The sequence below is a fragment of the Hafnia psychrotolerans genome (assembly GCF_014639435.1).
GTDB lineage: Bacteria > Pseudomonadota > Gammaproteobacteria > Enterobacterales > Enterobacteriaceae > Ewingella > Ewingella psychrotolerans.
In genome coordinates this window covers 113,237-126,121 of the sequence record NZ_BMFZ01000002.1, presented here as the reverse complement: position 1 = coordinate 126,121, position 12,885 = coordinate 113,237, and the positions used below count along the sequence as shown (strand labels likewise).

Here is a 12,885-nt window from a genome sequence, read left to right as displayed (position 1 = left end):
TCAGAAGCGATAACCAAGACCGACCACAATACCGTTCATATTCGTGCTGTAATCATTAAAGCCCTTGATTTTTGAGCCTTGGTAAGCCACATCAATGACCATCTGCGCAATTGGATTTACTTGCACACCCGCACTGTAAGACAGATTGGTAGAGCTGGTATTATCGTTTTCCCGGTAGTTATTGCCACTATAATATAGATTGCTATCTATTTTACTATGGCTTACACCAACCAAAGCATAAGCACTAATATAATCATTGATACGGTAAGCTGGGCCCGCTGCCAGTGAGTAATATTTCACATCTACTGACTGATCAATATAGCCATTAGCCTCAAACCCATTAACCATGCTATCACTTATGTTATCTTTCATATAGGTGAAAGAGGCAATCACGCTGACTGGGCTATCCCATTCATAACGGTATTTAACATCAACACCTTTTAGCTTGACATCGTCTGCTTTTCCATAAGCATAGCCTAAAGAAACGGTGTGATTATCTGCTTGTGCAAAAGAGCTAAAACCAATAGTGGCAACTAACGCAGAGGTGATTAATAACCTTTTCATTACTTCATCCTTTTAGTAAAAATAAAAAAATATAGCATCATTTTTATGGCTGTCAATATTAGTTTTCTGAAGATAAATCACCCGTTGATTAAATTATTTTATCTATGATTAATCCGATGTGAATATTATTTAATTAAGAGGCGTGTTGACTGATAAATGAAATGGAAAAAATGAGGCATGCGGAAAAAACATACCTCGTTTTTATGCTTATTTTTGTAATGGTGACGTAAACTCCGGCTGGAGATTTGTATTTGCAAAGAATGACGTGAAGAATAATTTTCAGCAACAGCTATTCAGAGTGACATCCTATATTCAATGACGCCGGGTTTCTCTGCGATCCAGTTGTAGAGTCTCTGAGCGGTCAGGTTGCTTTCCTGAGTATGCCAGTATAATCGAGCACATTGACGCTCTTGTGCCTGCAGTTGAACATATTCAATCAGATATTTCCCAACATGCTTCCCTCTTATTTTTGGATCAACAAACAAGTCTTCTAAATAACAAAAATCATTTATGCCCCAGGTTGAGCCGTGAAAAACATAGTGCACGAAGCCAACAATGACCTGGCCTTCTCTGGCAACTGCACAATATAGGGGGATATCTGTATTCAAGAAGCGTTTCCATGTTTCTAACGTTGTCTTTTCTGGCAATTCAACGTGATAAAATTGCTGGTAACTTAACCAGTAGGGCAGCCACGCTGAGTAATCATCTTCTTGTATCGGGGTTACTGAGATAGTGAGTTTTTTATTAATCATATCAACCTATTATATTGACGAGTAAAAGATAAAATCGTTTTGTAGTTGGATCATAGCCCTTAAGGTGGGTTAGCATAAGGGACACTTTGTTTGATTTTTATGGATCCACTTTAGTGATAAAAAAGAACGGTGCCAGCTTTCCAGGCTTATTGCTGAAAAAAGGAAAGATTAAAGAGCAGTTCCATCAGGTTCTAAAAGAACTGATACTGAATGGTCAACTGAAATCAGGAACGAAACTCCCTTCCAGCAGAACCTTTTCTGAAATGATGTCAATTTCCAGAAACTCTGTCATATCGGGTTTCGAACGTTTGGTTGATGAAGGCTATCTCATGACAAAAAAAGGGTCGGGAACCTATGTCTCAGCCATTATTCCTGATGAAATGATTCATATACGGCCTATACCGCATCAACACCATGTTGATGATAAAAATGCAGATCTTAATATCAATCCGAATATGAAGGTAATGCTCTCAAACTGGCGTAAATCCTCGCCTTACAAAGGGCATAATCTGACATTCAATATTGGCGTAGGTTGCACTGATTTATTTCCACATGAGCTTTGGGGACGCCTGTTAGGTCGAATCTGGCGTCAGTTTCGTGATCAGGACTGGAAACTAAATGAACCTTTAGGGTTTCGACCACTAAGGTTGGCAATTGCTGACTATGTTCGAACCACGCGAGGTTTAAATTGTAATGAAAAACAAATAGTTATTGTTAATGGAACGCAGCAGGCAATGAATCTTGCAGCACAAGTTCTGTTGCAAAAAGATGATGAGGTTTGGTTAGATGAACCCGGTTATGATGGTGCGTTAGGTGTCTTTACTGCTATGGGGGCAAAAATTTGCCCTGTGATCAGTGATAAGTTCGGTATGGATATTGCCTACGGCATCAAACATTGGCCAAATGCAAAAATGATATTCACCTCACCGTCCCATCAATTCCCTCTTGGAGGAACATTGAGCTTATCAAGGCGGATGGCTTTACTTGATTGGGCTGCTGAAAATAAGACCTGGATTTTTGAAGATGACTATAATAGTGAGTTCAGATATACCGCGCCACCGATACAGGCGCTTCAGGGGTTAGATACACAACACCGAGTGATTTATGCTGGGTCTTTCTCGAAAATGATGTTTCCCGAATTTCGCTTAGGCTTTCTCGTTATACCGAATAAACTCATTGAGTCATTTAAAGTCGCTAAATATTATGCGGATACACGGACCTCTTATTTAGAACAGGCCACGCTTGCTGCCTTCATTTCTGAAGGGCATTACGCACGTCATGTCAGGCGGGTCCGAAAAGCGTGCTATGAACGTCAACGCGTGGTGATTGAAGCGATACAGTGCTATCTCCCGGCAAGTATTAGGGTTGAACCAACGGACTCAGGGATTCATATTGTTTGTTGGTTATCGGACAGTCTTAATGAACAGGACATTATAGATAAATGTCGTCAAGTGGGTTTAGGCGCGCAACCTCTTTCTCGCTACTGTCAAACAAGGCCCACAGACCAGGCCATCTTGTTAGGTTTTGCAGCACATTCACCGTCAGAACTGGTGGCAGGGATAAAAACGCTGGCCCAAATAATCGCCTAAACATGACCGGTGTTTTACACCAACCTGAGCAGGACGCGATGCAGTCCCAATAGCCAGCCCGACGTTATGGCCTTTATTGCAACCTTGCGCTGTCAACCCGTGAGCTGGTTTCTCTTCATACCTTCGATCTTCATCAGCATGTGATAGAGCGGAGCGATACGCTGAAAATCTTTGCTCAATATGCCCGTCAGTCTGTCAGAGAAAATCGTGTCCATGTCCCTATGGGTGCTGATGAGCGCGAAGGATTTTTTGTTGTACCAGGTCGCCAGTTCCGGGCATTGATCTTTAATCAGTGGGCGTTTATAGCTTTCACCTTCAAGGGTGAAATTGGGCTCGATGCACTTCGCCATGGTTAGGAAAGCCGAAGGATCATGCAGCAGTTGCTGGCGAAACAGATCCATGGTCGTTTTGGAAGCGCTGTAATAGCCCAGCCCGTAACGCCACCAATCCTGTCCAAATTCGAAAAAGTAGGTCGGCGCGTCGGTCCAGTTCTTGCGTGAACGTTTAAATGTGATCCAGATATTGCTGCGATAAATCGACTTGTCGCGGGAGAAACGAGTATCTCGGTGCATTCTGGAGATGGTTTTTCCTATCGCAGGACGCAGTTCAAACAGGTCATCAATCACCTGCATGTCCTGACTTAAATCCGTCACCAAATTGCGCACGGGCTTGAGCAGTTGCTGCTGGTAGATATCGCGGTGTTCTTCAAACCACTCCTTATTGTTATTTTGACTAAGCTGCTGCAAAAAGGTCAGGCCAGGTTGAGTAAAACCGGAAAATTCACCCATGATATCCCTCATTGAGATGTTAAGAAAACGCCTGTTTTTTTAAACAGACTGTCTATTAACCCAGTATCTCTGAAGATGGGGGAGAGCGCAAAGAAATCTAAATCTGACCCATTTGTATAGAAAATATCCTGCGTTTTATGCCGTATTAATGACCACGTAATATGCTTATGACAGGATGAACGGTCAATATGTCGCCATTACATTGATTTGTATAAAAAAATAACAAACAGATTTCTTCACAATAAATTATTGAGAACAGGCTGAAAAAGCCATATATTGGCCGCGATTTATTCATAGTGGTTATTTTTTTACTCATTTATTCAACTTTGGTGTTAGTGATAACCCAGTTGTAGGAGAGATATGATGACGGATAAAGTCCGTATTGATAATTTTGGTGCGAATTCATTTAATGAAAACAATGAAACCTATTTAGCCAGACAGGCTAAATTTGAATCGAATGTTAGGAGTTATCCCCGTAAATTGCCGTTAGCCATTGCGCAAGCCCATGGCGTCTGGATCACTGATGTTGAGAATAATCAATATCTTGATTGCCTGGCTGGCGCGGGAACTTTGGCTTTGGGACACAACCATCCTGATGTGCTGCAAAGCATCCAAAATGTCATTACCAGCGGCTTGCCGTTACATACACTGGATCTGACAACGCCGTTGAAAGATCAGTTTTCTGAATATCTGCTCTCTTTATTACCGGGACAGGGCCAAGAGTACTGTCTGCAGTTTACCGGACCAACCGGTGCCGATGCGGTGGAAGCTGCACTGAAACTGGCCAAGAAGTATACCGGTCGTTCTGGTGTGATCAGTTTTTCCGGCGGCTACCACGGTATGACGCATGGTGCGCTTGCGGTCACGGGCAACCTGTCACCGAAAGAAGCGGTCAACGGAATGATGCCTGAAGTGCAGTTTATGCCTTACCCACATCTATACCGCTGCCCATTGGGCATTGGCGGTGACGCGGGCGTGAAGGCATTGACCTATTACTTCGAAAACCTGATCAATGACGTCGAAAGTGGCGTGCGTAAGCCTGCGGCGGTCATTCTTGAAGCGGTTCAGGGTGAAGGTGGCGTTAACCCGGCACCGGCCGAGTGGTTACAGCGCATCCGTAAAGTCACTCAGGAACACGGCATTCTGCTGATTATTGACGAAGTTCAGGCTGGCTTCTGCCGCACCGGCAAACTGTTTGCCTTCGAACACGCGGGAATCGAACCGGATATTATCGTGATGTCCAAAGCCGTCGGCGGCGGTTTGCCACTGGCTGTTCTCGGCATCAAGAAAGAGTTTGACGCCTGGTCACCGGGTCACCATACCGGGACTTTCCGGGGTAACCAACTGGCAATGGCCACTGGCCTGACAACCCTGCAGCATCTTAAAGAACACAACATTGCGGATAAAGTGGCTGCTCAGGGTGAGTGGCTGAAAGATAAACTGGCCGATCTGCAAAAACGTTATCCGGTCATCGGTAATGTGCGCGGTCTGGGCCTAATGATCGGCATTGAGATTGTTAAACCTAACGAAGCGCAGGATCACATGGGCTGCTACCCGGCTGACGGTTATCTGTCCGCACTGCTGCAGAAAAAATGTTTTGAAGCTGGGCTGATTCTGGAACGCGGTGGCCGTAACGGTTGCGTTCTACGTTTACTGCCGTCCTTGCTGATCACCAATGATGAATTGGGTATTTTCCTGGATAAATTTGAACAAGCCCTATTAGCCGCTGGCGTAAAACCTGTCTGAGTGGAGTGAATGACCGCGATGTCCGAGTTAAATCCGATCCTGGCCGCCTCAGCGCAGAGCACTGAGGCCTACCAGCAGGCGATTGCCCAGAGCAGCGAAGCTGTTGTGCAGTGGTTGCAACAACCTGAGATGTATCAGGGCAAAAGTGTCGCCGAACTGCGTGAACGCATTACGCTGGATTTCAATCCACAGGGGCTGGGCAACCAGGTCGCGATTGAACGTGCGATTGAGTACTTTTTAAAAGACAGCCTGTCTGTGCATCACCCGCAGTGCGTCGCGCATTTACATTGCCCGAGCCTGGTCATTAGCCAGGCGGCCGAAGTGCTGATTAACGCCACTAACCAGAGTATGGACTCCTGGGATCAAAGCCCGTCAGCCACCATCATTGAGATGAAGCTGATCGAATGGTTGCGTACACAGGTGGGGTATCAGGCTGGCGATGCTGGCGTGTTCACCAGCGGCGGCACCCAGAGTAATCTGATGGGTTTGATGCTGGCGCGTGATGCCTTTTTTGCGCGTCAGGGACACTCTATCCAGCAGGATGGCCTGGTCGGTAACCTGAAGAAAATTAAAGTCTTATGTTCTGAAAATGCGCATTTTTCGGTGCAGAAGAACATGGCTCTGCTCGGTCTGGGTTACCAGTCAGTGACGCTGGTGAAAACCGATGCTTTCGCCCGTATGGACGTCAAGGATCTGCAAGATAAACTCGCTCAGGCGCAGGCCAACGGCGAGCAAATTCTGGCGATTGTCGCGACCGCAGGCACCACCGATGCGGGGGCGATCGATCCGCTGCGTGACATTGCCGCGCTGGCGGCAGAGCATCAGATCTGGGTGCACGTAGATGCGGCATGGGGCGGCGCGCTGTTGCTGTCCGAAAAATATCGCGACTATCTGGATGGCATTGAATTAGTGGACTCCATCACGCTGGACTTCCACAAGCAGTTCTTCCAGACCATCAGTTGCGGTGCGTTCCTGCTTAAAGAAGCGCGTCACTATGAGCTGATGCGCTATCAGGCGGCTTACCTGAACTCTGAGTTTGACGAAGAAGCGGGCGTGCCGAATCTGGTGTCCAAATCCTTGCAAACGACTCGTCGTTTCGATGCACTGAAACTGTGGATGGGGCTGGAAGCGTTAGGGCAGAAGCAGTACGCCGAGATCATCGATCACGGTGTGACGCTGGCTCAGGGCGTGGCGAAATTTGTCACCGCGCAGCCTTCACTGGAGTTAGTGATGCAGCCACAGTTGGCGAGCGTCCTGTTCCGTTTCCGTCCGCCGTCACTGCCCACCGCCAGCGATGCCGCGATTGCGCTGCTGAATCAGAAGATCGGCGATGCACTGCTGGATTCTGGCCGCGCCAACGTCGGTGTTACCGAGCACAACGGCGTGACCTGCCTGAAGCTTACCTTACTGAACCCGACCGTTAGCCTCGAGGATGTGAAAGTCCTATTGGCGCTGGTTGAAGGTACGGCGCAGCAACTGCTCAACGCGTAAAGCTTCATTTCTGCGTTAAACCGCAGCAAAAAGCCGATAACATGAAGGTGTTATCGGCTTTTTTTATTTCTGAAAATCACTCGACGGCCCCACTATCGACGAGATCAACTCATCGTTCCGGCCTGCCGCTGTTTGGTCGCTTCAAATACCTATATTGTCCAATGATGACAGGAAATCCGCAGGCAACTGAAGGTTCACACTTTTGATGTTCTGCTGCAAGTGCGCCACGGACGAGGTGCCGGGTATCAGCAGTATGTTCGGTGCGCGTTGTAGCAACCATGCCAAAGCCACTTGCATGGGTGTCGCCTCGCATTGCTCTGCAACGTAGCTCAATGCATCGGCCTGCAGCGGAGAGAAACCTCCGAGCGGGAAAAACGGAACATAGGCGATCCCCTCTTTGGCAAGACGATTAATCAGCTCGTCATCATGACGATGGGCAAGATTGTACATATTCTGTACACACACAATGTCGGTGATGGTGCGGCCCTGAGCCACTTGTCGTTCGGTCACATTGCTGAGTCCAATGTGACGAATCAAGCCTTTGGTCTGAAGCTCTGCGAGTGCCGTCAAAGGCTCTTCAATATCACCTTCAGTCGGTGCTGCGGCGTTGAACATGACGCGAAAGTTCACCACGTCCAGCACATCGAGATCGAGATTGCGCAGATTATCATGCACTGCCGATTCCAGTTCAGCCGCCGATGCCGCCACGTTCCACGACGCATCGCTACCCCGGTGCGCACCGACCTTTGTCACAATCGTGAGCGCGTCAGAATAGGGATGGAGCGCCTCACGGATAAGCTGATTTGTCACGTGAGGGCCATAAAAATCACTGGTGTCGATATGGGTAATTCCGCTTTCGACAGCAGCGCGAAGCACTGCCAGCGCTGCCGCCCGATCTTTCGGCGGCCCAAAAACGTGAGGTCCTGCAAGTTGCATTGCGCCGTAGCCCATGCGCGTCACTGACAAATCGCCCAGTTGAAAAATACCGGCTTGTGTTACTTCAGTCATTGGTGCGTTCCTTATTCCGGGGGTGTTTAGTAAGCGACAAGATGTTCATGTAGAATACGAATAATTATTCATATTGTGAATTCGCATATGCAGACAGATGACGGACAGGGGCTAAAGGCCCGCAAACAGCCGCGGCAGGCGCGCTCCCAGGCTACCGTGGAGGCGATTTTTGATGCGACTATTCAGGTTTTACGTGCTGAGGGATTGCAGCGGCTTACCACTATCCGCGTGGCTGAGAGAGCCGGAGTCTCGGTCGGCAGCCTTTACCAGTATTTTCCGCAAAAGCAGGCGCTGCTATTTGCCGTGCTACAGCGACATTTAGAAAGAGTAGTGAGTGTGACGGAGGAAGCCGCAGCGTCAGCACATAACGGGACTTTGCAAAGGATGGTAAAGGCCGTGGTTACCGCATTCGTACAGGCTAAGACGGAGAATCTCGATGAGTCTCGGGCCCTCTACGCAGTTGCTGCCGAACTCGACTCACGCCGCTATGTTCGCGAAGTGGGGGAACGCAACCGTGTGGCACTGGAGGCCATGCTGAGGACTGCTTGCGATGCGCATTTTGATGACGTTGCCATGACGTCGTTTATGTTCAGGGGAGCTTTAGTCGGCCCCCTACGTTTGGTGCTTGAAGGCGAGTCACCGCAATTAATGATCCCGAAACTTTGTGGGCAACTGGAGTCACTCTGCCTGGGATATCTGCAGCGCGAGGCGCGGCCAAAATCGCCTGATATCCATCAGATCCCTATATAAACAGTCGCTTGCCACAGGAGACTCTCTACCCGTTTGATGACAAGTCCTGACCAATCATCATTCTATGACCCTCTGGAGTGGCTACCGTAAATTCACGCATACCATGAGGTTGATCGGCCGGAGGCTGAAGTATGATAGCTCCCGAACTGACAAATTCATGGTAAAGCGCGTTGGCATCGTCGACATTCAGATAGCCAAAATAGCTGTGGTCGCCCGTTGCTGAAGGGGGGATTGCATCCGGTGAATGGCCTATCATGATACGTACAGCTCCTCGCGATGCCATTTGCCAGCCCAGGTCTTCAGGCCAGGCTAAACTAAATCCGAGAACGTCACGAAAATAGGCTGCACTTTTCTTAAGATCGGGTACGGCAAGGACAAAAGAACATGAAAGCAGATTGGCGGAAGAACCCGACATAGTAAAACTCCTTTAAATGCGATGATATCCGAGATGCATCAGTGCATAAGGCCCTCGATGATCATCGGCAGATGAATAACCCGTGATGAAAAATCCCATTTTATGTAATCGGTCTCGGCGGGATCAACGTCTTCATTTTCTTATGCCCTAAACTCATCGTGGAAGAGTCTGGCAGATATCAGCATCCACGATCAGGTGCTGTTGCTTACCCGGTATGGTGGGCCTGCGCATTAATAACGTCTGGTCAGAATGCGATCGATCAGCCCCCATTCAAGCGCCTGTTCTGCGGTCATAAAGTTGTCGCGATCGAGCGCTCGCTCGGCCTCTTCATTGGTACGCCCACAATGTTGGGCATATAGCGCGGTGATCCGGCTCTTGGTCAGTTGCATCTCCTGCGCATGAATGAAAATATCGGATGCCTTTCCCTGAAATCCTCCTGAAGGCTGATGCACCACGATACTGGCGTTGGGCAACGCTGCTCGTTCACCGGGCTCGCCCGCCATTAACAGGAATGAACCCATCGATCCGGCGGTGCCCATACATAGCGTGTGCACCGGTGCCTGAATAAAACACATGGTGTCATAAATCGCCAGGCCACTGGTGATGACGCCACCGGGTGAATTGATGTAGAGATTTATCGGCTTGTTGGGATTTTCTGCTTCCAGAAATAACAGTTGCGCGCAGATGAGGATGGAAATGCCGTCATTAACCTCGCCGTTGAGAAATATGATCCGGTCGCGCAGCAGGCGCGAATAGATATCGAAAGACCGCTCGCCCGTGCTGGATTGCTCGACGACCATCGGGACGAGTTGCATCATTTCGCGCATGGCGAACTCCTTTTATCGGGGAAAATTATTTTTAAACGTGGGCTCAGGCGGCACACATCAGTCTGGGTTGAGCGTCATTGGCTGGCGTCAGCCGGTCGTCTTCCAGTCTATGAATAATGGTGAGTGTGGTGCCACCTTGCGCGTTAGGCATAAGCTGAAATGTCACGATGCTGGCGAGATACGGCGGCTCATCGTCCTGCATTTTGTAGCGGATTTCCTTACCTGGTATGGAACACATCGGTGCGCTTTCGGCCAAAACTTGTGACGGTAACCACTGCTGACGCAGGGAGGAAAGGCTTATTGCTCGCCAGACTTTCTCTGGAGGCGCCTCGAGATCGTATTTCAACACGACATCTTTATTTTTCCTCTCGGTCATCATGTCGTTTACTCCATATCCTTCAGTAAGGTTTTCAAGTTGTCGATCCGCGTTGGCCAGAAGGCGCGATATTTAGCCAACCACTGCACGACAAACGCCAGGCCTGCGGGATCGACTTCATAATTTACGAAACGCCCCTGACGCTCTTCGCGCACCAGACTTGCGTGACGCAAAACTGCAAGGTGCTGGGACATGGCCGACTGGCTGATCGACATGCCTTCGCGCAGGGCTGTGGCATTCAGGCCGCCTGTCGACAGTTTCTCGAAGATGGCGCGGCGGGTAGGGTCAGCCAGCGCTTTGAATATCTCATTTTCAGTCATTTTAAAACATTAGTATCCACTTATCTGAAGCGCAAGTTTATCGAATAAAAAAATTATAGGTATAACTGATGCAGTTAAGTACCTCAGGCGAGGTGAAGCGCGCCGAGGTAAAACGTTGAGGCGGTAATGAAGGATGATATCGGCTGGAAACTAGCTCATCAACCCGGCGGCCACGTTCACTGACAGGCCTAAAATTGCCAGATTGAACACGAAGGCCAGTATGGACTGGATAAGCGTAATACGGCGAACCTCGGTGGTGCCAGTGGCGACATCGGCAGTCTGGCAGGCAACGGCCAGTGTGAAAGAGAAGTAGAGAAAATCCCAATACTCGGGTTGTTCGATTTGATCCGGGAACAGCAACGCTTTCTGTTTTTCTGCCCCGCGACGGTAATAAAGATGGGCGTAGTGCATAGAAAAAGCGGTTGGCAGCAACGACCACGAGGCAACCAGTGTGGTAACGGTGAGGATCAGGTGAAAAGATTTAGCCGTGCCGGAGAGTTGCTTCACGGTACTCAGCTCCATAAAAATCACCAGCATACTGACCAGACAGGTGATGCTGACTAGCGTCAGTACCTGGCTGGCACTTTCATCCTGGGCGCGGGCAATGGTACGGATCCGCTCCGGCGCAGCCGTCATCATCAATAGCCAGATCATGAGCAGATAGAGCCATGCCAGTATGTTCCAACTGACCATCAGGCGTTCGAATTGTGACAGATACACTGGCAGCATCGGCAGCAAAAAATAGCAGCCAAGGCCGGCAGCGATAGCGATCAATAACCGTGGGCGAGTATGAATATAGTGTTTAACGGAAAGCATAGTTAAATCTTTTGGGAAAGAGGGTGCGTTAACTGTAGCTCAACTGTGTGACGTTGGTGAGCAAGGGCAGCCAGCGGGGCTGCCCTTGAAAGAGACGAGGTGTTTAACGGTAAACCAGACCGACGATGGAGGCGGACAGCAGGCTCACCAGCGTGGCACCAACCAGCAGGCGGAAAGCTGCTCGGGCGACCATGTTGCCCTGAACTTCCGCAATACTTTTTACCGCACCGGCAATAATACCGACGGTAGAAATATTGGCAAAAGAGACCAGGAACACGGACAGGATTGCTACAGTGCGCGGTTCCAGTTGGGCCAACAGGTCTTTCATCTGCAACATGGCGACAAATTCATTGGCGACAATTTTGGTGCCCATGATGCTGCCGGCAGTCAGTGAGTCATGACTGACAATACCGGTCAGCCAGGCCACCGGATAGAACAGATAACCGATGATATCCTGGAAGCTCAGACCAACGCCGTGCAGGAAGATCGCATTGATCATCGCCAGCAGGGCGTTGAACCCTACCAACATGGCGGCCACAATCATCGCCATTTTAAAACCGGCCATAATGTATTCACCCAGCATTTCGACAAAGCTATGCTTAGGGATGTTCATTTTAGGCATTTCACTGTCTGCTTCATCGGAATAGGGGTTCACTACCTGCAAAACAGCAAAGGTAGAGAGCATATTCAGGATCAGCGACAGCATAACGTAGCGCGGCTCCAGCAAGGTCATATAAGAGCCGACAATTGACATTGAAACGGTTGAGATGGCGGTGGCAGATAAAGTATACATCCGGCGTTCATTAAGTTGCGGAACAATATCTTTAATTGCGATAAAGTTTTCAGATTGTCCAACTAATAATGAACTCACCGCATTAAAGGACTCCAGCTTAGGCATACCATTAATTTTGGATAACGCCCAACCGATACCTTTAATCATTAACGGTAAAATACGCAGATGCTGGAGAATACCGATCAGCGCGGAAATAAAGATGATAGGGCAGAGAACAAATAAGAAGAAGCTAAACTGGTTTTCATTGACCAGACCACCGAAAACAAAATCGGTGCCGACGCGTGCATAACTCATCAGGTTGGTGAACACGCCAGACAGGCCAGATATCAGGTATACACCGGCCTGACTGTATAGCAGCACCCATGCTAGTGCGATTTCAATCACCAGGATTTGCAGTACATAACGTAATTTAATGCCGCGTTTGTTGTAGCTGATCAGCCAACTTACGCCGAATACCATTATAAGGCTCAACAGGAAATGCAATATATTTGACGCCATGGGGATCCCAGAAAGTTTAAGTGGTGTTTTAAAAGCGAACTATAACAGCAAGCTCACAAAACTCATCTGGTTTTTTCATTACGTTACTTGCAAGTAATCGCTTGCGTTCAAAAAAACAACGAATAGAATCGCAGCAATAAAATAATGCCCCA

14 protein-coding genes are annotated in these 12,885 nt (G+C 48.6%); 4 read left to right on the top strand and 10 right to left on the bottom strand.

The features are described from left to right. Together IEV89_RS03720 and IEV89_RS03715 are read right to left on the bottom strand one after the other, a co-directional pair. Positions 1-564 (bottom strand): Ail/Lom family outer membrane beta-barrel protein, encoded by a 564-nt coding sequence (locus tag IEV89_RS03720; RefSeq protein ID WP_188470577.1) that lies wholly within the window; start codon positions 562-564, stop codon positions 1-3. Between the two features lie 293 nt (positions 565-857). After that, positions 858-1,316, bottom strand: a complete 459-nt coding sequence (locus IEV89_RS03715) for a GNAT family N-acetyltransferase (RefSeq protein ID WP_188470575.1) — start codon at positions 1,314-1,316, stop codon at positions 858-860. 116 nt (positions 1,317-1,432) lie between these two features. Here IEV89_RS03715 and pdxR point away from each other — a divergent pair, with 116 nt between their 5' ends. After that, positions 1,433-2,905, top strand: coding sequence for a MocR-like pyridoxine biosynthesis transcription factor PdxR (gene pdxR / locus IEV89_RS03710; RefSeq protein WP_188471315.1), 1,473 nt, complete (start codon positions 1,433-1,435; stop codon positions 2,903-2,905). 92 nt (positions 2,906-2,997) lie between these two features. Here the strand turns inward: pdxR and IEV89_RS03705 are convergent, their stop codons facing one another. Next, positions 2,998-3,693, bottom strand: coding sequence for a DUF2461 domain-containing protein (locus IEV89_RS03705; protein WP_373283346.1), 696 nt, complete (start codon positions 3,691-3,693; stop codon positions 2,998-3,000). A gap of 360 nt (positions 3,694-4,053) precedes the next feature. Here IEV89_RS03705 and IEV89_RS03700 point away from each other — a divergent pair, with 360 nt between their 5' ends. Together IEV89_RS03700 and IEV89_RS03695 are read left to right on the top strand one after the other, a co-directional pair. Continuing rightward, positions 4,054-5,439: a diaminobutyrate--2-oxoglutarate transaminase gene (locus IEV89_RS03700; RefSeq protein WP_188470573.1), complete on the top strand. Its 1,386-nt coding sequence runs from the start codon at positions 4,054-4,056 to the stop codon at positions 5,437-5,439. 18 nt (positions 5,440-5,457) lie between these two features. Beyond that, complete coding sequence (locus IEV89_RS03695) at positions 5,458-6,930, top strand: pyridoxal phosphate-dependent decarboxylase family protein (protein ID WP_188470571.1); 1,473 nt, start codon at positions 5,458-5,460, stop codon at positions 6,928-6,930. A gap of 141 nt (positions 6,931-7,071) precedes the next feature. Here the strand turns inward: IEV89_RS03695 and IEV89_RS03690 are convergent, their stop codons facing one another. Beyond that, positions 7,072-7,938, bottom strand: coding sequence for an aldo/keto reductase family oxidoreductase (locus IEV89_RS03690; RefSeq protein WP_188470569.1), 867 nt, complete (start codon positions 7,936-7,938; stop codon positions 7,072-7,074). Between the two features lie 87 nt (positions 7,939-8,025). Between IEV89_RS03690 and IEV89_RS03685 the strand changes: the two genes are divergently transcribed. Continuing rightward, entirely contained in the window at positions 8,026-8,688 is a 663-nt protein-coding gene (locus IEV89_RS03685) for a TetR/AcrR family transcriptional regulator (protein WP_188470567.1), read from the top strand. A gap of 25 nt (positions 8,689-8,713) precedes the next feature. Here the strand turns inward: IEV89_RS03685 and IEV89_RS03680 are convergent, their stop codons facing one another. From IEV89_RS03680 to IEV89_RS03655, 6 genes are all read right to left on the bottom strand, one after another. Beyond that, a complete protein-coding gene (locus IEV89_RS03680) occupies positions 8,714-9,103 on the bottom strand; it encodes a VOC family protein (protein WP_188470565.1) in 390 nt (129 codons plus the stop codon). A gap of 230 nt (positions 9,104-9,333) precedes the next feature. Beyond that, positions 9,334-9,930, bottom strand: a complete 597-nt coding sequence (locus IEV89_RS03675) for an ATP-dependent Clp protease proteolytic subunit (protein WP_188470562.1) — start codon at positions 9,928-9,930, stop codon at positions 9,334-9,336. A gap of 43 nt (positions 9,931-9,973) precedes the next feature. Then, positions 9,974-10,309, bottom strand: a complete 336-nt coding sequence (locus tag IEV89_RS03670) for an SRPBCC family protein (protein ID WP_188470560.1) — start codon at positions 10,307-10,309, stop codon at positions 9,974-9,976. Between the two features lie 5 nt (positions 10,310-10,314). Beyond that, positions 10,315-10,626 carry an ArsR/SmtB family transcription factor gene (locus IEV89_RS03665; protein WP_188470558.1) on the bottom strand — a complete coding sequence of 104 codons (312 nt, stop codon included), beginning with the start codon at positions 10,624-10,626 and terminating at the stop codon, positions 10,315-10,317. 150 nt (positions 10,627-10,776) lie between these two features. Continuing rightward, complete coding sequence (locus IEV89_RS03660) at positions 10,777-11,442, bottom strand: DUF1345 domain-containing protein (protein WP_188470556.1); 666 nt, start codon at positions 11,440-11,442, stop codon at positions 10,777-10,779. A gap of 103 nt (positions 11,443-11,545) precedes the next feature. Beyond that, positions 11,546-12,733 carry a NupC/NupG family nucleoside CNT transporter gene (locus IEV89_RS03655; RefSeq protein ID WP_188470554.1) on the bottom strand — a complete coding sequence of 396 codons (1,188 nt, stop codon included), beginning with the start codon at positions 12,731-12,733 and terminating at the stop codon, positions 11,546-11,548. Positions 12,734-12,885: the final 152 nt, after the last annotated feature.